Source organism: Paraburkholderia sp. J94 (genome assembly GCF_905220285.1).
Lineage (GTDB): Bacteria > Pseudomonadota > Gammaproteobacteria > Burkholderiales > Burkholderiaceae > Paraburkholderia > Paraburkholderia tropica_A.
Map to the genome: position 1 here is coordinate 19,079 of NZ_CAJMZH010000005.1, position 20,348 is coordinate 39,426.

20 protein-coding genes are annotated in these 20,348 nt (G+C 66.7%); 9 read left to right on the forward strand and 11 right to left on the reverse strand.

The annotated features are described in order from the left end of the window. Nucleotides 1-136: 136 nt before the first annotated feature. The 5 genes from U4Y88_RS11305 to U4Y88_RS11325 all read right to left on the reverse strand — a co-directional run bounded on the left by U4Y88_RS11305 (nucleotide 137) and on the right by U4Y88_RS11325 (nucleotide 5,802). Nucleotides 137-898, reverse strand: a complete 762-nt coding sequence (locus U4Y88_RS11305) for a transporter substrate-binding domain-containing protein (RefSeq protein WP_224013282.1) — start codon at nucleotides 896-898, stop codon at nucleotides 137-139. Between the two features lie 71 nt (nucleotides 899-969). Beyond that, nucleotides 970-2,247 carry an FAD-binding oxidoreductase gene (locus U4Y88_RS11310; protein ID WP_321783937.1) on the reverse strand — a complete coding sequence of 426 codons (1,278 nt, stop codon included), beginning with the start codon at nucleotides 2,245-2,247 and terminating at the stop codon, nucleotides 970-972. A gap of 62 nt (nucleotides 2,248-2,309) precedes the next feature. Then, entirely contained in the window at nucleotides 2,310-2,978 is a 669-nt protein-coding gene (locus U4Y88_RS11315) for a haloacid dehalogenase type II (RefSeq protein ID WP_224013575.1), read from the reverse strand. Nucleotides 2,979-3,202: 224 nt separating this feature from the next. Further along, complete coding sequence (locus U4Y88_RS11320) at nucleotides 3,203-4,696, reverse strand: aldehyde dehydrogenase family protein (protein ID WP_310633213.1); 1,494 nt, start codon at nucleotides 4,694-4,696, stop codon at nucleotides 3,203-3,205. 494 nt (nucleotides 4,697-5,190) lie between these two features. Next, nucleotides 5,191-5,802 (reverse strand): helix-turn-helix domain-containing protein, encoded by a 612-nt coding sequence (locus tag U4Y88_RS11325; RefSeq protein ID WP_310633212.1) that lies wholly within the window; start codon nucleotides 5,800-5,802, stop codon nucleotides 5,191-5,193. A gap of 292 nt (nucleotides 5,803-6,094) precedes the next feature. Between U4Y88_RS11325 and U4Y88_RS11330 the strand changes: the two genes are divergently transcribed. Genes U4Y88_RS11330 through U4Y88_RS11350 form a run of 5 tightly spaced genes read left to right on the forward strand, consistent with a single transcriptional unit; the run spans nucleotide 6,095 to nucleotide 10,761 of the window. Next, complete coding sequence (locus U4Y88_RS11330) at nucleotides 6,095-6,982, forward strand: GNAT family N-acetyltransferase (RefSeq protein ID WP_321783940.1); 888 nt, start codon at nucleotides 6,095-6,097, stop codon at nucleotides 6,980-6,982. 6 nt (nucleotides 6,983-6,988) lie between these two features. After that, nucleotides 6,989-7,912, forward strand: coding sequence for a glyoxylate/hydroxypyruvate reductase A (locus tag U4Y88_RS11335; protein WP_321783942.1), 924 nt, complete (start codon nucleotides 6,989-6,991; stop codon nucleotides 7,910-7,912). Nucleotides 7,913-7,946: 34 nt separating this feature from the next. Then, nucleotides 7,947-9,425, forward strand: a complete 1,479-nt coding sequence (locus tag U4Y88_RS11340) for an NAD-dependent succinate-semialdehyde dehydrogenase (RefSeq protein WP_321783944.1) — start codon at nucleotides 7,947-7,949, stop codon at nucleotides 9,423-9,425. Between the two features lie 2 nt (nucleotides 9,426-9,427). Further along, on the forward strand, nucleotides 9,428-10,420 hold the full coding sequence (locus U4Y88_RS11345; protein WP_321784508.1) for a M14 family metallopeptidase: 993 nt from the start codon (nucleotides 9,428-9,430) through the stop codon (nucleotides 10,418-10,420). After that, complete coding sequence (locus tag U4Y88_RS11350; RefSeq protein ID WP_224013288.1) at nucleotides 10,417-10,761, forward strand: cupin domain-containing protein; 345 nt, start codon at nucleotides 10,417-10,419, stop codon at nucleotides 10,759-10,761. The genes U4Y88_RS11345 and U4Y88_RS11350 overlap by 4 nt, the downstream gene beginning before the upstream one ends. Nucleotides 10,762-10,809: 48 nt before the next feature. On the opposite strand, the gene U4Y88_RS11355 is transcribed toward U4Y88_RS11350, so the two are convergent. Genes U4Y88_RS11355 through U4Y88_RS11370 form a run of 4 tightly spaced genes read right to left on the reverse strand, consistent with a single transcriptional unit; the run spans nucleotide 10,810 to nucleotide 14,048 of the window. After that, a complete protein-coding gene (locus tag U4Y88_RS11355; protein WP_321783946.1) occupies nucleotides 10,810-12,027 on the reverse strand; it encodes a pyridoxal phosphate-dependent aminotransferase in 1,218 nt (405 codons plus the stop codon). Beyond that, nucleotides 12,027-12,674 (reverse strand): dimethylmenaquinone methyltransferase, encoded by a 648-nt coding sequence (locus U4Y88_RS11360; RefSeq protein ID WP_321783947.1) that lies wholly within the window; start codon nucleotides 12,672-12,674, stop codon nucleotides 12,027-12,029. Before U4Y88_RS11360 ends, U4Y88_RS11355 begins: the two co-directional genes overlap by 1 nt. After that, nucleotides 12,671-13,351 carry an RraA family protein gene (locus U4Y88_RS11365; RefSeq protein ID WP_321783949.1) on the reverse strand — a complete coding sequence of 227 codons (681 nt, stop codon included), beginning with the start codon at nucleotides 13,349-13,351 and terminating at the stop codon, nucleotides 12,671-12,673. Before U4Y88_RS11365 ends, U4Y88_RS11360 begins: the two co-directional genes overlap by 4 nt. A gap of 25 nt (nucleotides 13,352-13,376) precedes the next feature. Further along, nucleotides 13,377-14,048, reverse strand: a complete 672-nt coding sequence (locus U4Y88_RS11370; protein ID WP_321783951.1) for an RraA family protein — start codon at nucleotides 14,046-14,048, stop codon at nucleotides 13,377-13,379. Nucleotides 14,049-14,214: 166 nt separating this feature from the next. On the opposite strand from U4Y88_RS11370, the gene U4Y88_RS11375 reads away from it, so the two are divergent. Next, nucleotides 14,215-15,135: a LysR substrate-binding domain-containing protein gene (locus tag U4Y88_RS11375; RefSeq protein WP_224013293.1), complete on the forward strand. Its 921-nt coding sequence runs from the start codon at nucleotides 14,215-14,217 to the stop codon at nucleotides 15,133-15,135. Nucleotides 15,136-15,153: 18 nt separating this feature from the next. On the opposite strand, the gene U4Y88_RS11380 is transcribed toward U4Y88_RS11375, so the two are convergent. Beyond that, entirely contained in the window at nucleotides 15,154-15,966 is an 813-nt protein-coding gene (locus U4Y88_RS11380) for an alpha/beta hydrolase (protein WP_321783953.1), read from the reverse strand. A gap of 199 nt (nucleotides 15,967-16,165) precedes the next feature. Here U4Y88_RS11380 and U4Y88_RS11385 point away from each other — a divergent pair, with 199 nt between their 5' ends. Both U4Y88_RS11385 and U4Y88_RS11390 read left to right on the forward strand, forming a co-directional pair. After that, nucleotides 16,166-17,236 (forward strand): catalase family peroxidase, encoded by a 1,071-nt coding sequence (locus tag U4Y88_RS11385; protein ID WP_321783955.1) that lies wholly within the window; start codon nucleotides 16,166-16,168, stop codon nucleotides 17,234-17,236. Continuing rightward, complete coding sequence (locus tag U4Y88_RS11390; protein ID WP_310633201.1) at nucleotides 17,233-17,766, forward strand: cytochrome b; 534 nt, start codon at nucleotides 17,233-17,235, stop codon at nucleotides 17,764-17,766. The genes U4Y88_RS11385 and U4Y88_RS11390 overlap by 4 nt, the downstream gene beginning before the upstream one ends. Nucleotides 17,767-17,790: 24 nt before the next feature. On the opposite strand, the gene U4Y88_RS11395 is transcribed toward U4Y88_RS11390, so the two are convergent. Further along, on the reverse strand, nucleotides 17,791-18,930 hold the full coding sequence (locus tag U4Y88_RS11395) for a peptidyl-alpha-hydroxyglycine alpha-amidating lyase family protein (RefSeq protein WP_415774423.1): 1,140 nt from the start codon (nucleotides 18,928-18,930) through the stop codon (nucleotides 17,791-17,793). Nucleotides 18,931-19,138: 208 nt separating this feature from the next. Between U4Y88_RS11395 and U4Y88_RS11400 the strand changes: the two genes are divergently transcribed. After that, nucleotides 19,139-20,092, forward strand: a complete 954-nt coding sequence (locus tag U4Y88_RS11400; RefSeq protein ID WP_321783957.1) for a 3-hydroxyacyl-CoA dehydrogenase family protein — start codon at nucleotides 19,139-19,141, stop codon at nucleotides 20,090-20,092. Nucleotides 20,093-20,348 lie beyond the last annotated feature (256 nt).

A 20,348-nucleotide genomic window follows, 5' to 3' on the forward strand; every position in this document is an offset into this window, starting at 1 on the left:
GGTGTGCCTTATGCTTTCGTTCGCGAACGGGGGAATGCCCGCGAGTCATACGCCGCGCCGCAAAGGCGGGCCGGGCCGGAACACGGCGGCGGTCGAACCTTCGGGCCGCGCCGCATTCCGGTCATTCAGTCGCGGATCAGCCCGCCAGGTGCCACTTCTTCAGGATCTTGTCGAGCGTGCCGTCGGCCTTCATCTTCGTGAGCGCGTCGTTCACTTTCGCGAGCAGCGCCGTGTTGCCCTTCTTCACGCCCACGGCGATATCGAACTTCTCCATCGGCACGTAATCGTCGTCCACGCGCGTGCCGGCCATCGCGCCCGCGGCTTCCTGCGCCTTGAGAATCGGATAGTCGTTGAAGCCCGCCACGATACGGCCGATCGCAACGTCACGCGTCATGTCGGCGGGGCTGTCGTACATCTTCACTTCCTTGAAGATGCCGAGCTTGACGAGCTGGTCGCCGTAATCGGTGCCCGTGGGCGCGCCCACCGACATACCCTTCATGTCCTGCACCGACTTGTAGTTGGTCTTGTTCGACTCCTTCACGATAATGCCTTCGCCGAACGCCGTGACCGGCTGCGAGAAGTCCACCACTTCGGCGCGCTTGGGCGTGGGCGTCATGCCCGCGACGATGATGTCGATCTTGCCCGAGACCACGGCCGGAATCAGCGCCGAGAACGGCACGGCCTGATACGACACGTCGAAGCCCTCGCGCTTGCCGATCTCGCGCACGACGTCGGGCATGATGCCTTCGATCTTCTGCGTCTTGACGTCGAGGAAGGTGGTCGGCGCGCTCGACGGCGGCGAGCCGGCGGTCACCGTCGGGGCATCGGCATGGGCCGCGCTGCAGAACAGCGAGAACGCGACGGAAGCGGCGGCGAATGCAAGGGTGGTACGCGACATGGTCTGGTTTCCTTGTGGAGAGTCTTGACTATTTGCGCTGCGCCGTGAAAGTGTCGGCGCTTGGCATCGGCTCAATGAAGCACATCCTGCAACCGGTAATACGCGCCGACGAGCGGCAGAAACCACGCGCGCCCGAAATGTCCGGGAATCGCAGGCCATTCGAGCGCTCGCCACGGGTTGCGCGTGGCGGCGCCGAACATCACATCGGCCATCACGCGGCCCATGTGCACCGACATCTGCACACCGTGGCCGCTGTAGCCCATCGAATAGAACAAACCTTCGTGCTCGCCCGCGCGCGGCAGCCGGTCGGCCGTCATGTCGACGAGACCGCCCCAGCAGTAATCGAGGCGCACGTCGGCGAGCTGCGGAAAATACTGGAGCATGCCGTCACGCAAGATGCGGCCGCTCTTTTCGTCGGAGCGCGGATTCGACATCGCGAAGCGCGCGCGGCCGCCGAACAGCAAACGGTCGTCGTGCGTCGGACGAAAATAGTTGCCGATCTGGCGCGTCGTCACATACGAACGGCGCGTGGGCAGCAGCGCGTCGAGCCGTTCCTTGCCCAGCGGCTCGGTCACGACGATGAAGCTGCCGACCGGCGCGATGCGGCGGCGGAACCATTGCAGCGGCCCGCTTTGCGAAGCGCCCGTGGCGAGCAGCACGCGGTCGGCGCGCAGCGTGCCGCGCTCGCATTGCACTTCGTAGGCGTGGCCGCCGAGCGGCTTGAGGCCGACCATCGGCGTGTCCTCGAAGATCTGTGCGCCGTGACGCACCGCCGCTTCGGCCAGACCCACGCCGAACTTGCCCATATGCAGCTGCATGCCGTTGTGCTGCACGAGGCCGCCGTAAAAGCCGTCCGATGCGATCTCGTCGCGGATTCGCTCGCGCGAAATCAGTTCGACATCCTGATCGACATCGCGCTTGAGCGCTTCGAACGTCTTCGCCAGCGACGCATAGTGATGCGGCTTCGCGGCGAGCTTGATCTTGCCGCTCTTGCGCAGATCGCAGTCGATCTGTTCTTCCTCGACGATCTGCGCGACCGACTTCACGGCTTCGGCGTAAGCGCGATAGAACAGCGACGCGCGCTCCTTGCCGAGCTTCGCGGACAGCGCCGCATAGTCCTGCGCGACGCCCGTGTTGCAATGCCCGCCGTTGCGGCCCGACGCCTGGCCCGCGATGCGGCCCGCCTCCAGCACGGCCACCGAGTGCCCGCGCTTCGCGAGCGCCAGCGCCGCCGACAGCCCCGTAAAACCGCCGCCCACCACGACCACGTCCACGCAGCCGGCAAGCGGCCCCTGGGCGGGCTTCGTCAAGCGCGGCGCGGTATCGAGCCAGTACGAATCGAGCTTCATCGTGTTGCGTTCCTGATGACCGACGGTGAGTGCAAGGAGTTGGCTGGGCGGACAGACCGCGATTACAGGCCGAGCTGTTCCGCGAGATGCGGCAGGCTCTTGACTTCGTTGACCTGGTAATACGGCGTGAGCGGCTCGTGGCCGCGATTCACGAAGGCCTTGTGCTTGATGCCCATGTCGTAGGCCGTCATGAGGTCGTAACGGAAGCTCGACGACACGTGCAGCACGTCTTCCGGGTTGCAGTCGAGCTGGTCGAACATGTATTCGAAGGCCTTGCGCAGCGGCTTGTACGCCTGCGCCTGCTGGGCCGTGTAGACCTTGTGGAACGGCGCGCCGAGCTTGGCGACGTTGCTGTCGATCTGCTCGTCGGCGGCATTCGAAAGAATCACGAGCTTGTATTTCGACGCGAGACGCGAGAGACCTTCCGGCGCGTCCGGGTGCGGGCCCCACGTGGGCACCGCGTCGTAGATCTTCAGCGCGGTCGCTTCCTCGAACGGCACGCCCGTGCGCTCGCAGGTACGGCGAATCGAATTCACCACCACGTCGCGATACGGCTTCCATGCGCCGAGCACTTCGTCCAGACGATAGCCGCGGAAAAACTCCACGAACTCGTTCATCTTGGCGGCATCGAGCTTGTCGCCGTAGAGCTGGCGCGCGGTCTCGCCCATCTGGAAGTTGGTCAGCGTGCCGTAGCAGTCGAAGGTGATGTACTTCGGCTCGAAATCGATCATGGTCTGCATCCTGTCGTCGTGGCGAACCTGTTTTTCAGGCTCAATTCAAGTGAGAACGGCGAGCTGCGCATGAATGCCAACTAATCAGTCATGCTGACGAAATCGGCGCGGCCCGGGGTGTCGAAGTTTCCTGTGAAGCGCTGCGCGCAATCCGTGTTCACTGAAATGAACGCTGCACGGATCGTGCGCCCCTACGGCGAAGTTGAAACGAAAACTCGCGCAGATCAGGCGGTGTCGAAGTCGATCAGCACGCTCTTGTGACGCATGCTGGCCTCGAGCGCCTGGCGGCCGAGATCCTTGCCGATGCCCGACTGCTTGAAGCCGCCGGTCGGAATGATCATGTCGCCGCTGCGGCCATAGCGATTGATCCAGACCGTGCCCGCCGCGATGCGGCGCATCGCGCGCATGGCCTGACCGATGTCGCTCGTATGCACGCCCGCCGCGAGACCGTAGGTCGGGTGCGCCGCCATGGCGATGCCTTCCTCTTCGTCCTCGAAGGTCTGCACCGTGAGCACCGGGCCGAACAATTCCTCGCGCACCGCGGGGGTGTCGTCGGTGACGTTTGCGAGCAGCGTCGGGCGATGAAACCAGCCGTCGTCCGTGCCTTCGAAAAAGCCGCCGCCGCACAGCACTTCCGCGCCCTGCGCGCGGCTTTCGTCGATCAGCGTGGCGATGCGTTGCGCCTGCGCGGCGCTGATGATCGGCGAATAGCGCGTGGCGCTCGACCACATCGCGCCCGGCGCGATGCCTGCGAGTTCGCGCTGCACGGCGTCGATCAGCGGCTCGGCAATCTGCTTGTGGACGATCAGGCGCGTGCCCGCCACACAGGCCTGGCCGCCGTTCGCGGTGAAGCCGCGCGCCACGCAGCGCGCCGTGTGCGCGAGGTCCGGCACTTGCGCGAACACGAGTTGCGGGCTCTTGCCGCCGAGTTCGAGCGTGACCGGCTTGGTGCCGTGAAAAGCGGCTTCGCTCATGATCGCCGCGCCGGTGCGCGTCGAGCCGGTGAAACTCACCTTCGAAATATCGGGGTGACGCGTGATGGCCGAACCGGTGGTTGCACCGCGTCCGTTCACGACATTGAAAATGCCGGGCGGCATGCCCGCTTCGATCGCGAGTTCCGCGAGACGCAGCGTGGAAAACGGCGTCATTTCCGAGGCTTTCAGCACGACGGCGTTGCCAGCCGCGAGCGCGGGACCGCATTTCCACGAGCACATCGAGAGCGGGAAATTCCACGGCGTGATCGCGCCGATCACACCATAGGGCTCCGATGCAACGAAGCCGAGACTGCTTTGACGCGTCGCCGCGATGTCGCCGCCGAGCTTGTCCGCGAGTTCCGCGAAGAAGCGGATCGCTTCCGCCGTGAACGGCACGTCAGACGCATACGCCTCCGCGACCGGACGCGTGGAGCTGACCGCTTCGAGCTGCGCCAGCGCGACCACGTTCTCGTCGATCAGTTGCGCCCAGCGCGTGAGCACACGGGCGCGTTCGCGCGGCGAGCGCGTGCCCCAGCCGCTCGTCTTCCAGGCCTGCAACGCGTTCGACACCGCGTAATCGACGGTCTGCGCCGACGCATCCGGCACGTAACCGAGCAGACGGCCATCCGAGGGACGATGCACGGCGATCGGCGTTTCATCGGTCTGGTAATACGCGCCGCCAATGAAATGACCTTGCGGCAGCGCGATTGCGGACGGATCGAAATCCAGCGACGGAGTAGTCATGCTCAGCCTGTTCGAAAACCGGTTAGCCCGGCGATGGCGCGCTCGCGAGTCGTTGCGTGCGCGGCGTCGCCGCTTCAGCAAGTGGTGGTTCGCTGCCTCAGCGGCAAAATGAACAACCACGCATTGAAGTTCATTATAGTGAACAGACGAGGCTTGGCTAGTGATCAAAAATAATTCTGCGAAAAGCATGCTCATGCGCTTTGCTTACGCGAGAATCGGGCCAGGGCTAACCCGTAGCGGCGATTCGACTCAACTCGATTCATGCGCGCTTAGCAGGTTAGACACCGGCAATCGACAGAGGAATGAAAAACGATAGCGCGCGCGTTCAGCCGCTTAAAGGAGGCAGCAATCGAGCGGCAAAGAGAATGAACGGACTGAAGATCGCGCAGCGCGTGTACAGGAGCGCGTTCAGGAAGGGGAAACGAAGGGGAAAAAGAAAGAACTGCTGAGACGCGGCGCCGATACAAGCGATAAGCGGCGCCGCCAGAGAAGGCTTAAAGATGAATGACCGGCGGGCGCGTGTTCATGATCCACAACAGCCGCGCCGTCTTGCTGCTTTCATTGCGCACGCTATGCGGGACCGTGCTCTTGAACTGGAAGCTGTCGCCCGCACGCAATTCCGCGCGCTGATCGCCCACGTTCAGGATCACCGTGCCTTCCATCACAAGGCCGCATTTCTCGCCGACGCCCACGAGCACTTCCTCCGACCCCGAGCCCGCCGGCAGCATGATGACCATCATCTGCAGATCGTGCTCGCCGTGCGGCGAAAGCAGTTCCTTCTGCATGCCGTTCTTGCCGACCTCGAACAGCGGACGCTCCGCCGAGCGGCGCACGAAATCGCCCGTGAGCGGATCGGACGGTGCATCGTCTTCTTCCAGTAGCGCGCTCAAGGGCACATCGAGCGCCTGGCGCAGACGCTCCAGAATACGCACGGACGGATTGGCCTTGTTGCGCTCGACCTGGCTCACCGTGCCGACCGAGACGCCCGCGCGCAGCGCGAGTTCATTGACGGACAGGCCGCGCGCGTTGCGCAGCGCGCGCAGCCGGGCGCCGACATCGGCGTGGCTAGGCAACACCGCAACTTTCTTGCTGGACTGGGTTCGCATGAGTTTCCTGTTGAATTCGGTGCCGGACGCGCAAAACCGGTTCGTTCCCCAACGCCGGCGCACGGTTTCGGTGCATCGCAGCGACACGACAAGCACGCTGCGTGATAGTGAAAGCACGCACAATGTCACTCATTATATTGAAACTTTCTTGAATGCGATGAACAATAAAAAAGTCGCGCGCTGTCGCCGCTTGCGCACGCTCAAGTCAGGAAGATCATCCTATGAAGCCCGCGAGCCGCATGCGACAGTCGAATCTGAACAGGCCGTCCGCGCCGTTATACAGGAGTCCGCTGTGTCCGAATCCGCCGTCAAGCCCGACCTTCACTACCGCCGTTTCAGCGCCGACGACATCGACGCCGCCCACGGTCTCTCCGTGGCCGTGCGCTGGCCGCATCGTCCCGAAGACTGGCGCTTCGCCTACGAGGCGGGCACCGGCTTCGTCGCCGTCGATAACGACGTCGTGATCGGGACGGCGCTGTGCTGGAAGTTCGGCGCCGACCGCGCGACGCTCGGCATGGTGATCGTCTCGCCCGATCAGCAGGGACGCGGCATCGGCCGCAAGCTGATGGAACTCGTGCTCGAAGAACTCGGCGAGCGCGTGACCTTCCTGCACGCCACGCCCGCCGGTCAGCCGCTCTACGAGAAGCTCGGCTTCGCGGCGTGCGGCGGCCTCACGCAACATCAAGGCACCGTCGAGCAGGCGCCCGCCGTCGTGCTGCCGCAAGGCGAAACGCTGCGTGCCGTCACGCCCGCCGATCTGCCGACGCTCGTCGATCTCGCCTCGCGCGGCTGCGGCCTCGACCGCAGCGCCACGCTGCCCGCCCTGCTCGCGGTCGCGCAAGGCGGTGTCGTGCTCGAACGCGACGGCGCGATTACGGGCTTCGCGCTCGCGCGCCGCTTCGGCCGCGGTTACGCCATCGGCCCGGTGGTCGCTGCGCCTTCGGACAACGACGTGCGCGCCAAGGCGCTCGTTTCGCACTGGCTCACGCAACATGTGGGCGGTTTCGTGCGCATCGACGTCCCGGCCGGCGCGGGCATCGAAAGCTGGCTGCCGACGGTCGGCCTCGTGCCGGTGGATTCGGTCGTCAAGATGGTGCGCAACGCGAGCGCCGCGCAGCACAGCGGCGAGCCGGACGCGGCCTGGCGCGCCTACGGCATCATCAATCAGGCGATGGCCTGACGCGCCATGACGGTGCTCTACAAGGCCGATCCGGTGCGCGGCGCGCAGTGGGCGGCGCTGTTCGCGCAGCGTGCGCCCGACTTGCCGTTTCGCGTCTGGCCCGACATCGGCGATCCGGCTGCGGTCCGCTATCTGGTCGCGTGGAATCCCGGCGATCTCGCGCGCACGCTGCCCAATCTCGAAGCGGTGTTTTCGGTGGGCGCGGGCGTCGATCAACTCGATCTCGCGAGCGTGCCCGCGCATCTGCCGGTCGTGCGCATGATCGAGCCGGGCATCGTCGAAGGCATGGTCGAGTACGTGACCGAAGCCGTGCTGGCGATTCACCGCGATCTGTTCGATTACGCACTCGCGCAGCGCGCGCGTGAATGGAAACCGCTGCCGCTCACGCCCGCGCGCGAGCGCCGTGTGGGCGTGCTCGGTCTCGGCATGCTCGGCGTGGCCGTGCTCGAACGGCTGCGGCTGTTCGGTTTCGATTGCGCGGGCTGGAGCCGCTCCGCGCATACGCTCGACGGCGTGCGCTGCTACGCGGGCGCGGACGAATTCGACGCGTTTCTCGCACGCACCGACGTGCTCGTCTGCCTGCTGCCGCTCACCGACGCCACGCGCGGCCTGCTCTCGCGCCGCGTGTTCGACGCGCTGCCCGCCGGGGCGTCGCTCGTGCATGTGGGGCGCGGTCCGCAACTGATCGCCGACGATCTGCTCGATGCGCTCGCGCGCGGCCAGTTGCGCAACGCCGTCCTCGACGTGACCGACCCCGAACCGCTGCCGCCCGAACATCCGCTCTGGACCCAGCCGCGCGTGCGCATCACGCCGCATATCGCCAGCGCCACGCGGCCCGACACGGCCGTGGACAGCCTGCTCGACAACCTGCGCCGCCTGCGCGCGGGCGAGCCGATGATCGGCCTGATCGATCGCCAGCTAGGTTACTAGGCATCCTAAGTATTTTCAAAACGGAAACACGCGCATGAGTCTCGATCTCGAAGCGTCCGCCCGCGCGTTGATTCGCACGGACAATTTCATCGGCGGCCAATGGCTGGCCGCGCAAGGCGGCGAGCGTTTCGCCGTCACCGATCCCGCCACGGGCCGCACGATTGCCGAGGTCGCGCAAAGCAGCGCCGCCGACGCGCGCGCAGCCGCCGACGCCGCCTCGCTCGCCTTCCCCGCGTGGCGCGCGACGCTGCCGAAAGAGCGCGCCGCGATCCTGCGCCGCTGGCACGCCGCCATCGTCGCGAACGAAGCGGCGCTCGCCGCGCTGATCTCGCTCGAACAAGGCAAGCCGCTCGCCGAAGCACGCGGCGAAGTCGCTTACGGCGCGTCGTATGTCGCGTGGTTCGCCGACGAAGCCACGCGCATCTATGGCGACGTGATTCCCATGCAGCAGCGCGGCAAACGCATGAGCGCCGTGAAAGAACCCGTGGGCGTGGTCGCCGCGATCACGCCGTGGAATTTCCCGCTCGCGATGATCGCCCGCAAGATCGCACCCGCGCTCGCCGCCGGCTGCACCGTGGTCGGCAAGCCTGCGGAAGATACGCCGCTCACCGCGCTCGCGCTCGTGCAACTCGCGCATGACGCGGGCGTGCCGCCCGGCGTGCTCAATCTCGTGACGGCGTCGCGCGCCGAGACGCCGAACACCGTCGACGCCTGGCTCGCCGACTCGCGCGTGCGCAAGATCACCTTCACCGGTTCGACGCCCGTGGGCAAGCATCTCGCGCGCGAATCGGCGGGCACGCTCAAGAAGCTCTCGCTCGAACTCGGCGGCAACGCGCCCTTCATCGTGTTCGACGACGCCGATCTCGACGCCGCCGTGGAAGGCCTGCTCGCCGCCAAGTTCCGCAACGGCGGCCAGACCTGCGTGTGTCCGAACCGCGTCTACGTGCAGCGCGGCGTCTACGACGCGTTCGCCGCGCGATTGTGCGCGCGCGTCGCCGAATTGCGCGTGGGACCGGCAAGCGATCCGGCTTCGCAGATCGGTCCGATGATCAACGCGCGCGCCGTCGACAAGATCGCGCGTCACGTAGACGACGCCGTCGAACACGGCGCGAGCGTCCTCGTGGGCGGCAAGCGCCTCGATGCGCTCGGCCCGCACTACTACGCGCCCACCGTGCTCGGCCTCGCCACGCACGCGATGGCGCTGTGCGGCGAGGAAACCTTTGGTCCGGTCGTGCCGCTGTTCGCATTCGATCAGGAAAGCGAAGCAATCGAATCCGCCAACGACACGCCGTTCGGTCTCGCCGCTTATTTCTACAGCCAGGACCTGCGCCGCATCGAACGCGTGAGCGGCGCGCTCGAAGCGGGCATCGTCGGCATCAACGAAGGCGCGCTGGCGTCCGAGGCCGCGCCGTTCGGCGGCGTGAAGGAATCGGGCTATGGCCGCGAAGGCTCGAAATACGGTCTCGACGATTATCTGTCGATCAAATATCTCTGCCAGGGAGGTCTCGCATGAGCATGGACGCCTATCCGATCGAAGTCGCGTTCCCCGACATCGCGGCGCACGCCGAGAGCAACACCGGCATCGCCTACGTGCATACGTTCGACTCCGGCGTGCCCGGTCCGCATGTGATGGTGAACGCGCTCACGCACGGCAACGAAGTGTGCGGCGCGATCGTCGTCGATGCGTTGTTGCGCGCGCAGCTACGCCCGCGCCGTGGCCGTCTCACGCTGGCGTTCGCGAATGTCGACGCCTACGCGAGCTTCGATCCCGCGCAGCCCGACAAGGCGCGTTTCGTCGATCAGGACTTCAACCGCGTCTGGACTTCCGCCACGCTCGACGACACCGCGCGCCGCTCGTCCGAACTCGATCGCGCGCGCGCGATGCGCCCGGTGATCGACAGCGTCGATCTGCTGCTCGATCTGCATTCGATGCACGAAAAGAGCGCGCCGCTGATCGTCGCCGGACCGCTCGACAAGGGCATCGCGCTGGCCGCGCAACTCGGCGTGCCCGCCACCGTGATCTGCGACGAAGGCCATCCCGAAGGCCGCCGCATGCGCGATTACGAAGGCTTCGGCGATCCGCTCAGCGCGAAGAACGCGCTGCTGATCGAGTGCGGACAGCATTGGGAAAAGCGCGCCGTCGATGTCGCGCGCGACAGCACCGCGCGCTTTCTGCTGCACGCGGGCGTGATCGACGCGAGCGATCTGCCCGATGGCTGGCTCATGCCGCTGGCCACACAGATGACCGTCGTGCGCGTGACCGAACCGGTGGTGGCGAGCAGCATGGATTTTCGTTTCGCCGGGCCTTATACGGGCCTCGAAACCTTCGATACGGCGGGCACGATCATCGGCTGGTCGAACGGCGAACCGGTTCGCACGCCTTACGATGACTGCATGCTCGTCATGCCTTCGCTGCGCCAGTTGCGGCCCGGCGTGACCGTCGTGCGGCTCGGCCGCATCGAACAACGTCTCGATCACACTTCACGTCAACAGGAATTCATTCAGTGAAAGTTCAGCAGATCCAGCAAGCCGCGCAGGTCGCGGAACTCGAAGATTGGGGCACGGCCGGCCTGCCCGGCACGGAGCCCGCGCGCGTCACGGGCCGTCAGGTGGTGATTCCCGGCGCGGAAGCCGTCGATACCGGCGTGTTCGAATGCTCGCCCGGTACGTACCGGCGTTCGGTGAAAGAAGCGGAAGTCATGCATTTTCTTTCGGGCTCGGGCAGCTTCACGCCCGATGGCGAAACAACCCTGCATTTCAAGGGCGGCGACACGATGTTCTTCGAAGCCAATACGGAAGGTCTTTGGCAAATCGATGAAACGCTGCGCAAGATCTACGTGATTTTCTAACGTGGCATGGGGACGTGCGCGATGCTCCGCCGCACGCCCCGCTTTCCTTCACGGCGAAAGCGAATCGCAGAACCGCTCGATCGCATCGCACGCGCGCGTGAGCATGGCATCGTCGAGCGCATACGCGATGCGGATATACGGCCCGAGCCCGAACGCGCTGCCGTGCACGGCGGCCACGCCCGCTTCGTCCAGCAGCGCATTCACCACGTCCTCATCCGAGGCGAGACGCCTTCCGCCAGCCGTCGTCTTGCCGATCAACGCCTCGCACGACGCGAACGCATAAAACGCGCCTTGCGGCACCTCGCAGCGCAACCCGCGTGTGCGATTCAAACGCTCGACCAGCAGATCGCGTCGGCGCTGAAACACCGCGCGCGATTCGCGGACGAAATCCTGCGTGCCCGTGAGCGCGGCAAGCGCCGCATATTGCGAAATCGTCGACGCGCCCGAGGTCTGCTGGCCCTGCAATTTCTCCATCGCGTCGATCAGCCAATCGGGTCCCGCGCCGAAGCCGATCCGCCAGCCCGTCATCGCATACGCCTTCGACACGCCGTTCATCGTCAGCACGCGTTCGCGCAGGCGCGGTTCGACCTGCGCCATCGTGAAGAACGGTTGGCCGTCGAAAATCAGGTGCTCATAGATATCGTCCGATAGCACCATCACGTGCGGATGCGCGAGCAGCACCCCGGCCAGCGCCTGCAGTTCCGCGCGGCTGTACACCGCGCCGGTCGGGTTCGACGGCGAGTTGAGTATCACCCAGCGCGTGCGCGGGCCGATGGCCTGATCGAGTTGCGCGGGCGTGAGTTTGAAGCCGCTTTGCACGCCGCATTCGACGATCACCGGCCGGCCGCCGCACACTTGCACCATCTCCGGGTAGCTCACCCAATACGGCGCGGGCACGATCACTTCGTCGCCTTCGTTGAGCGTTGCGGCGAGCGCGTTGAAGATCACCTGCTTGCCGCCCGTGCAGACGAGCGTCTGCCGCCAGTCATAGTCGATCCCGTTCTCGCGCCGGAACTTGTCGGCCACGGCTTCGCGCAGCGCGCGCAGACCGGCGACCTGCGTATAGCGCGTCTGCCCGCAGCGGATCGCCGTCACGCCCGCCTCGCGGATAGGCGCGGGCGTGTCGAAATCGGGCTCGCCCGCGCTCAGCGAGATGATGCTCTTGCCCTCGGCGCGGCGCGCGGCCACGCGATCCATCACGCGATAGGTGGCCGACGGTTTCGCCTCGGCCAGAAAGCGGTTCAGCGTGGCGTTGATGGCTTGCATCAGGCTTGCCTCCATTGCGTGAGCCCGAGCAGATCGAGCGTGGTCGCGCCTTGCGCGAGCGCGGCCATCATGTGCGTTTCCTTGTCGGCGCGCGCCTGGCCGTTCGCGAGCGCCGCTGCCGCGTGGGCGGCGGGTATCACGATCACGCCGTCGTCGTCGGCGACGACGAGATCGCCTGGCGCGACCGGCGTGCCCGCGAGATGCATCGGCAAGCCGACCGAAGGCGCGCTGTCCTTGCGCGTGCCGCGCACCGAGATGCCGCGCGCGAACACCGGAAAGCGCCGCGCCGCGAGCGCCGCGATATCGCGCACGCCGCCGTCGATCACGAGCCCGGCCACGCCCGCCGCCTGCGCCGCGACCGTGAGCACTTCGCCCCAATAGCCCGCGACGAAGCCCGCCGCCGACACCACGAGCACGCAGCCGCGCGGCGCTCGCTCCATCGCGATGTGGATGGCGAGGTTGTCGCCGGGCGCGCATTCGAGCGGATACGCGGCGCCCGCCACCGCAGCGCCCGTCCAGACCGTGCGGATCGCGGGATCGACCGACGCGGTCGCGATACCCGACGCCTCGAAGAGCGTCGACGTGCCGAGCCGCCGCGCCTGTTCGAGCGCGGCGTGATCGTATGGCGTGCTGGCGTTCGTCATCATGCCTTCCGTTGCAGGGTGTGATAGCCGAGTTCGGCGCGCGCTTCGCGTATCGTCGCGCCTTGCGCGATGCGTTCGCGGATACGGCTCTCGACGGCTTCGATCTGCCGCGCGGTGTCCGCGACTTCGCGCGCGCGCTCGCGCGGCACCACGACCACGCCGTTGGCATCGGCGATCACGATATCGCGCGACGCCACGCGCACCGTGCCGACTGAGACCGTGGCGTTCACCGCCTCCACCTGCACGCGGTCCTTGCCGGTGCGCATGAAGCGGCCCGCCGTGAACAGCGGATAGCCGTCGCCGAGCGCCTTGTTGACGTCGCGGCACACGCCGTCGATCACCGTGCCCGCGATCCCGCGCAAGCCCGCGTACTGCGTGAGGATGTCGCCCCAGACGGTGCAATCGGTGCGGCCGTCGTTGTCGATCACGACGACATCGCCCTCTGCCACATCGTCGATGAAATCGCCCACGGTTCCCGCGGGCACCGTGGCAGGCACGTACTTGACCGTGAATGCGGGGCCGACGACCGGCTTCGCGTAGTCGGCGAGCGGCGCAATGCCGAGCGCCTGGCCGTGCAGGCCGAGCTTGTCCATGGCGTCGGAGACGCCGGGCGTGTCGAGACCGTCGAACAGGGCGACCAGCGCCTGGTCTTCGGCGCGGGCTTCGCGGGGATTTTTCATGTTTGCGATCCTGGGTGAGGGTGATTCAGCGAGCGCGAATGGCTTCGAATTCCTTGTCGTGCATGACGTCCGCGACCGAACGGCCCGCGCGCACGGCGGCGACCATGCCGTCCTGGCGGCGCGCGATGCGCTCGCCGAGATCGAGCACGGCGTCGATCTGCGCGGCGGGCACGAACACCGTGCCGCAGCGGTCGGCGATCACGTAGTCGTCCTCGTGGACCGTCACGCCCGCGATCTCCACCGGCGTGCCGGACGCGATCTGCACCACGCGATTGCGCGCGCTGATCATCGTCACGCCGCGCCCGAACACCGGATAGCCGACGGCCTCGCTGCCCTCGATATCGCGGCTCACGCCGTCGATGATCGAGCCGCGAATGCGCTTCGCGACGGCCGCATTCGCGAGAATGTCGCCCCAGCACGAAATGCCCGGCAGGCCGCCGCCGATCACCAGCACGCGGTCGTCGGTGCGGATGGCGTCGACGACCGGCGTGATCAGGTGCACGGTGGGCGCGGCGTCGGTTTTCGGGCCCAGTTGAATGGTGCTCGCGCGGCCCACGATCTTCGGGCAGTCCCACAGCGGACGCAGACCGAATGTCGCGCCCGGCAGTTCGAGAAAATCGAGCGCGTCGGAAACCGTGTTGGAATCGAGCGAGGCGAGGCGGTCGAGCGTGGTAGTCGGCGTGCTGGTCGGCTTCATGGCGAGATTCATCGTTGGGAGCAATGCCGCCATCGTCGCGTCGTCGTGTTGATCTGTAAATTCGCGATCCGGTATGGCTGTGATACGTTTGTCGAATTAGCCGGCGCCACGCGAACGTGGTCTATTGCCGGCCTGTCGATGAACGCGGAACCACGAGAGGCAACGCATGAGCACGATCGATTTCCGGCTGATCCGCCAGCTCTGGATGTTTCTGGCCGTCGCCGAAGAAAAGCATTTCGGCCGCGCGGCGCAGCGGCTGAACATGTCGCAGCCGCCCTTGACCGAGCAGATCAAGGTGCTGGAACAGTCGCTGAAAATGACCTTGTTCGAGCGTTCGCGGCGCGGCACGCAGCTGAGCCCGGCGGGCGCGGCCATCCTGCCCGCCGTGCGCCAGTTCGCCGATCAGGTCGAGCGGCTGGAGCGCGCGGTGCGCGAAGTGGCGTCGGGGCAGTCGGGCGTCTTGCAGATCGGCGCGATCACGTCGGCGATGCTGGATACGGTGCCCGCGCTGCAAGGCGCACTCAGGCGCGACTATCCGCATCTGAGCGTGTTCGTGCGCGAGATCGACAGCGCGGAGGCGATTCCCGCGCTCGAAAACGGCGAACTCGACGTGGCCTTCGTGCGGCTCGACGGCCCGGTCGGTCAAGGCATCGAGAGCCTGCCGCTGGCCGAGGACCGGCTCGCCGTCGCGGTGCCGCGCGGACATGCGCTCGCGGATCAGGCGCGCGTGCGTCTGCGCTCGCTCGCGGGCGAGCCGCTCGTGATGTCGTCGCGTCAGGTGAGTCCGGCCTACTTCGATCTGCTGACCGCGATTTGCCGCTCGAACGGTTTCAGCCCGCGCGTGATGCACGAAGTGCGTTCGGTGACGTCGCAGATCGCCTATGTGGGCTGCGGGCAAGGCGTGGCGCTCGTGCCCGCGTCGATGCGCAAGCTCGCCTCGGAGAACGTGGTGTTCCGCCCGCTCAAGGAGCGCGTGATGGTGGTGACGGCGGCGCTCGCGTGGAACGCCAGGCGGCATCATCCGATGGTGGACGCCGTGGTCGAATGGGCGCGTGGCGTGGGCACGCGCAAGAGTTCGCGCGGCTGAACGGCCGCGCCTGGTCGCTCAATCCGCGCCGATGAACGCGGCGATCTCGTCCCACATCTGCACGGGGTTCGAATACATCGGGAAGTGGCCGGAGCGCGCGATGCGCGCCAGCGTCACGCCCGCCGCCTCCAGCTGCGGCAGATAGGAAAGGTGCGCGTTCTGCTCGCCGAGCATGAACATCTTCCTGCACGGCAGACCGAGGAAGCGCGCCATCAGGCCGCCGTGATCGGAGAGTTCGACCATCGACGTGAAGATGCCGCGCACCGCCTCCGCGCGCACCTTGTGCTTCAGACTCGCGGCGTAAAGCGAACTCGAATATTCCGGCGACTGGCGCGCTCGTTCGATGAAATCGGCGAAGAACGCGTGCGGGTCGTCGCCCGGATGCGTGTAGATCTGGCGGCTCAGAAAGCAGTCTTCCGGCGCGACGTTGCCTTCGATATCGACGAAGCTCAGCACGCGGTGCGGCTCGGCGTCGGCGAGCATGAGCGCGGTGAGCCCGCCCATCGAATGACCGACGAGATGGAAGCGCTCGATGCCGTGACACGCAAGCACGGCGCGCGCCGTATCGACCAGCAGCGGAATATCGACTGACGAAAGATCGCTGCACGCGCTGGCTCCGCAGCCCGGCGCGTCCCAGGCCACGAACGGCCGCCCCGCAAACGCCGCGAGCCGCGCGACATCCGCGTAATCCTCCTTGGTCGAGCCGAAACCGTGCAGGAACACGATCGGCGCGCCCGTGCCGGTGCGCGAGATCGTCGAGAGACGAAGGTCGACATCGTGGACGCGGAGTTCGATCGTTGCGTCGATCGTTTCGTTTTTCACGGGGCTCATGGCAGTGACTCGGATGGCGGACGGCGGAAGAAGATCGCGCCATCTTGGGACCGCTGCGGGAGGCTGTCTATTCTGGATTGCGTATCAGGGTGATACGCGATGCACGCATAAAAAGGGCTTCATCACGCGCGACAGCGGACGCCCACGTTTTTTTGTCACCTGCTAGATTGCACGAACGCTCAGCTAAGGAGACCGTGCAATGGCTGGCAATAACTCCACCCCACCCTCGAATCCGCCTCCCCTCGGCGCGCTGGCGCTGATCGCCGTCGTGGTGCTGGCGCTGGCCGCCGCATTTGCGTGGACGGCCGGCTGGCTGTCGCCGCATCGGCTCACGCCCGCGAAGCTGGTCGACCGCTTCGCGCCGCCCGGCGGCCCCGCGCTCGGATTCCGCCGCAATCACGCCAAGGGCATCTGCTTCACGGGGCGCTTCGAATCGAACGGCGCGGGCGCGCAACTGTCGAGCGCGCCGATGCTCGCCGCCGGCACCTTCGCCGCGACGGGCCGCTTCAACCTCGCGACCGCCGATCCGCACGCGCCCGACCCGAGCGTTCACGTGCGCGGCCTCGGCTTGCGCATCGGCACGCCCGGCCGCAGCGAGTGGCGCTCGGCGATGATCGACGCGCCCTTCTTCGCCGTCGCCACCCCGCAGGCGTTCTATGAACTGCTCGGCGCGGCGGGCAACAAGCGCGATCCCGACGCGATGAAACACTTCATCGCCGCCCATCCCGAGTTCGCGGCCTTCGGCGCGTGGGCGTCGCAGACGCCGCTGACCGCGTCGTTCGCGCAGGACCGCTACAACAGCCTGAACAGCTTCATCTTCACGAACGAGGCGGGCGAGTCGCATGCCGTGCGCTGGTCCTTCGTGCCCGCAGCGGCGCCGCAAACGCTGTCCGCCGCCGACGCCGGACAGCTCGCGCCCAACTTCCTCGAAACCGATATCGTCGAGCGCGTGAAGGCCGCGCCGCAACGCTGGACGCTGCGCATCACGGTCGCCAATCCCGGCGATCCGACCGCCGATCCGAGCCAGGCGTGGCCCGCCGACCGGCGCACCGTGGACGCGGGCACGCTCATCGTGACCGCCATCGAGCCCGAAGCGGACGGCCCCTGCCGCGACCTCAACTTCGACCCGACGGTGCTGCCCTCGGGCATGCACGTCTCGGACGATCCGTTCCCGGCCGCGCGCTCGGCGGCCTACTCGGTGTCGTTCAACCGCCGCACCGCCGAAGACAAGGACTACCCGCGCGGCAGCGCGCAAGGAGTCGCGCCATGACCGCCGCACACGACCGCTTCAGTCCCGCACAGCGCGCCCTGCATTGGCTCATGGCGATCTGCATCCTCGCGATGCTGTTTATCGGCGTGGGCATGGTGTCGACGGTGCGCCCCGACTACCTCACGCTCGTCTCGATCCACAAGCCGCTCGGCATCGCGATCCTGGTGCTCGCGCTGATCCGCCTCGTGCTGCGGCTCGTGCGCGGCGCGCCGCCGCTGCCCGCCGCCATGCCCGAACCGATGAAGCTCGCCGCCCGTCTCTCGCACGTCGTGCTGTACGCGCTGATGATCGCGCTGCCGCTGATCGGCTGGGGCATGCTCTCGGCCGCCGATTATCCGGTGATGATCCTCGGCGTGCGCCTGCCCGCGTTCCTGCCGCACAGCAACGCGCTGCATTCGGCGCTCTGGAACGCGCATCGCTTTCTCGCGCTGTGCTTCTTCGCGCTGATCCTGCTGCATCTCGCGGCGGCGCTCCTGCATGCGCTGGTGCGCCGCGACGGCGTGTTCGAGTCGATGGCGTCGTGGCGCTGACACACGCCCAGGCGCCTTTCGCCCTCACGCGCGCAGAACCAGCTTCTGCACGCGCCAGTTCAGCAGCTCGGCCACGTAAAGCACGTTCTCGGCGGGACACGCCATCTGGTGAATCCAGCCGAACTGCTTGAGCTGCTTGCCCGACTGCCCGAGCACGCCGAGCAGTTGCCCGTCGAGCGTGAGCTTGTAGATGCGGCCCGGCCACGCATCGGCGCTATAGAGCACGGGATTCGGCCCCGGCGAAATGCAGATCGCCCACGGCGAGCCCGGCGCGAAGGTGCCCGCCGCCAGCGCCGCTTCGTCGGGAATATTGCCGATCGCGGGACGCGCGCCCGGCGGCACCGGCACGTCGATGGTGAACTGGCGCAGGAACTGGCCGTCGGTGTCGAAGACCTGAATGCGCCGGTTGCTGCGGTCCGCCACATAGACGCGATTCTGCGCATCGACGGCGATGCTGTGCGGCGTATGGAACTGCCCCGGTCCCGTGCCGCGATCGCCCCACGACTTCAGCCAGTTGCCGTCCTTGTCCACCTTCGCGACGCGCGAGTTGATATAGCCGTCGCTGATATAGGCGTTGTCGTCGCTGTCCCAGGCGACGTCGGTGACCTGGCGGAAACGCCCCGGCTCGGCGGGCAGCGGCGGATTCGGATGCTTGAGCGGCGCGGTCTCCTCGTCGGCGGCTTCCTGCTTGCGGCCGAACACCATCTCCACGCGTCCTTGCGGCGTGAACTTGATCACCATGTCCGAGCCTTTATCGGTGACCCAGATATGGTCGTGACGGTCGATCTTGACCGTATGCGCGAACGACCACGCATAGAGATGCTGGCCGATCTCGCGCACGAAGCGTCCGTCCGGCGCGAATTCGAACAGTTGCGCGGCGGCTGCGCCATAGGCCGGGCCGCTGGTGTTGCCGCGCGAGAGCACGAACACGTGGCCGTGCGAGTTGACGGCCACGCCCGAGCATTCGCCGAAGTATTGATCGACGGGCAGGCGCACCGGATCGGGCACGGACTCATAGGCAATCGACGGCACGTTCGCGGCGCTGCTTTGCGCATGCGCGAGCGCGGGCATGGCGGCCCACGCCGCGGCGGCGGCGAGAAAACGGCGGCGCGGCCAGGCGCCGCTACAGCACGGGCACTGCAGATCATGTTGTTGCGGACTCACGTGATTTTCCCCCTCGACATGGAACATGGATGAAGGCGGCAGACATCGCTCGAAGCGAAAACGTGGCAGGCCGGGCGCGCATGAGCGTGAGGCTCGCGCAACCGTGGAGCGACTGAACCAGTCTAGGCGAAAGAATCCTGTACCCTTGCCGGCTCGGCACATTTCTCGTGCACATCATTCGGCATTTCAGGCCCGGAGGGCGATTGGCATGAACCAGGCAGTGGCAGCATCAGTGGCTTCACAGCAGGCAGCGGTAACAACGGCGGGCGTGGTCGGCTCGGGCCTGATGGGCGTGGGCATCGCGACGCAATGCGCGCTGCACGGCCTGCGCACCATCGTCCACGATGTCGATCCCGCGCGCCTCACGGGCGTGACGGCGAAAGCCGAAGCCGTGCTCGACGAACTGATCGACGCGGGCCGCATCGACGCCACGCAGCGCGCCGCCGCCCTCTCTCGCATCGAAACGAGCGCGTCACTCGACGTCATGGCGCAAGCGCAATTCGTCTTCGAGGCCGTGCCCGAAGTGCTCGAACTCAAGCACGCGCTATACGCGCGGCTCGGCGCGGTGCTCGCGCCCGAGGCGATCCTCGCGAGCAACACCAGCGGCTTCGAGCCCGATCTGCTCGCCCGCGCGCTGCCCGCGCCCGAGCGCTTCGTGATCGCGCATTTCTGGAATCCGCCGCACATGATCCCGCTCGTCGAAGTGGTGCCCGGCAGCGCCACGCTCGCCGACGTCACGGCGCGCACCGAGTCGCTGATGAGCGCCATCGGCATGGAGCCGGTCGTGCTTGCGAAGTCGATTCCCGGCTTCGTCGGCAACCGCCTGCAATTCGCGGTGCTGCGCGAGGCGCTCAATATCGTGCGTTCGGGCGCGGCGAGCCCCGAGGTGGTCGACCGCGTGATGAAGGCGTCGCTGGGCCGGCGCTGGGGGATCGTCGGCCCGTTCGAGGGCGCGGACATGGGCGGGCTCGACACCTTCGTCGATATCTCCTCGCATCTGATGCCCGAACTCGCCAAGGACGAAGGCGTGATCGACGTGCTGCGCGAGCAGGTGGCCGCCGGGCGCGTGGGCGTGCGCAGCGGCGCGGGCTTCTACGACTGGGACGAGGCGCGGCTCGCGCGCGTGAAGGCCGCACGGCGCAAGCTGATCGCGGGCGGATAACGGACGATCGAGGCGATCGAGGCGAACAAGGCGATCAAGCGGCTGACGTTCAGCTTACGATGGCCGTTCAATCGCCTCGCCGGAACCTCACGAACGCGTTCATCCGCGTACCTCGGCATCGAAAACGACCCGAATTACCGCGCTTTTCGTCGGATTTAAATCATCGCGCATCGCGGACAATACCCGTCATAGCCCAAAAAGCGGCTACTTCAGGGCGGCGCCTCACCGCGTCGACCCGAAGTTCGATGTCAATAAA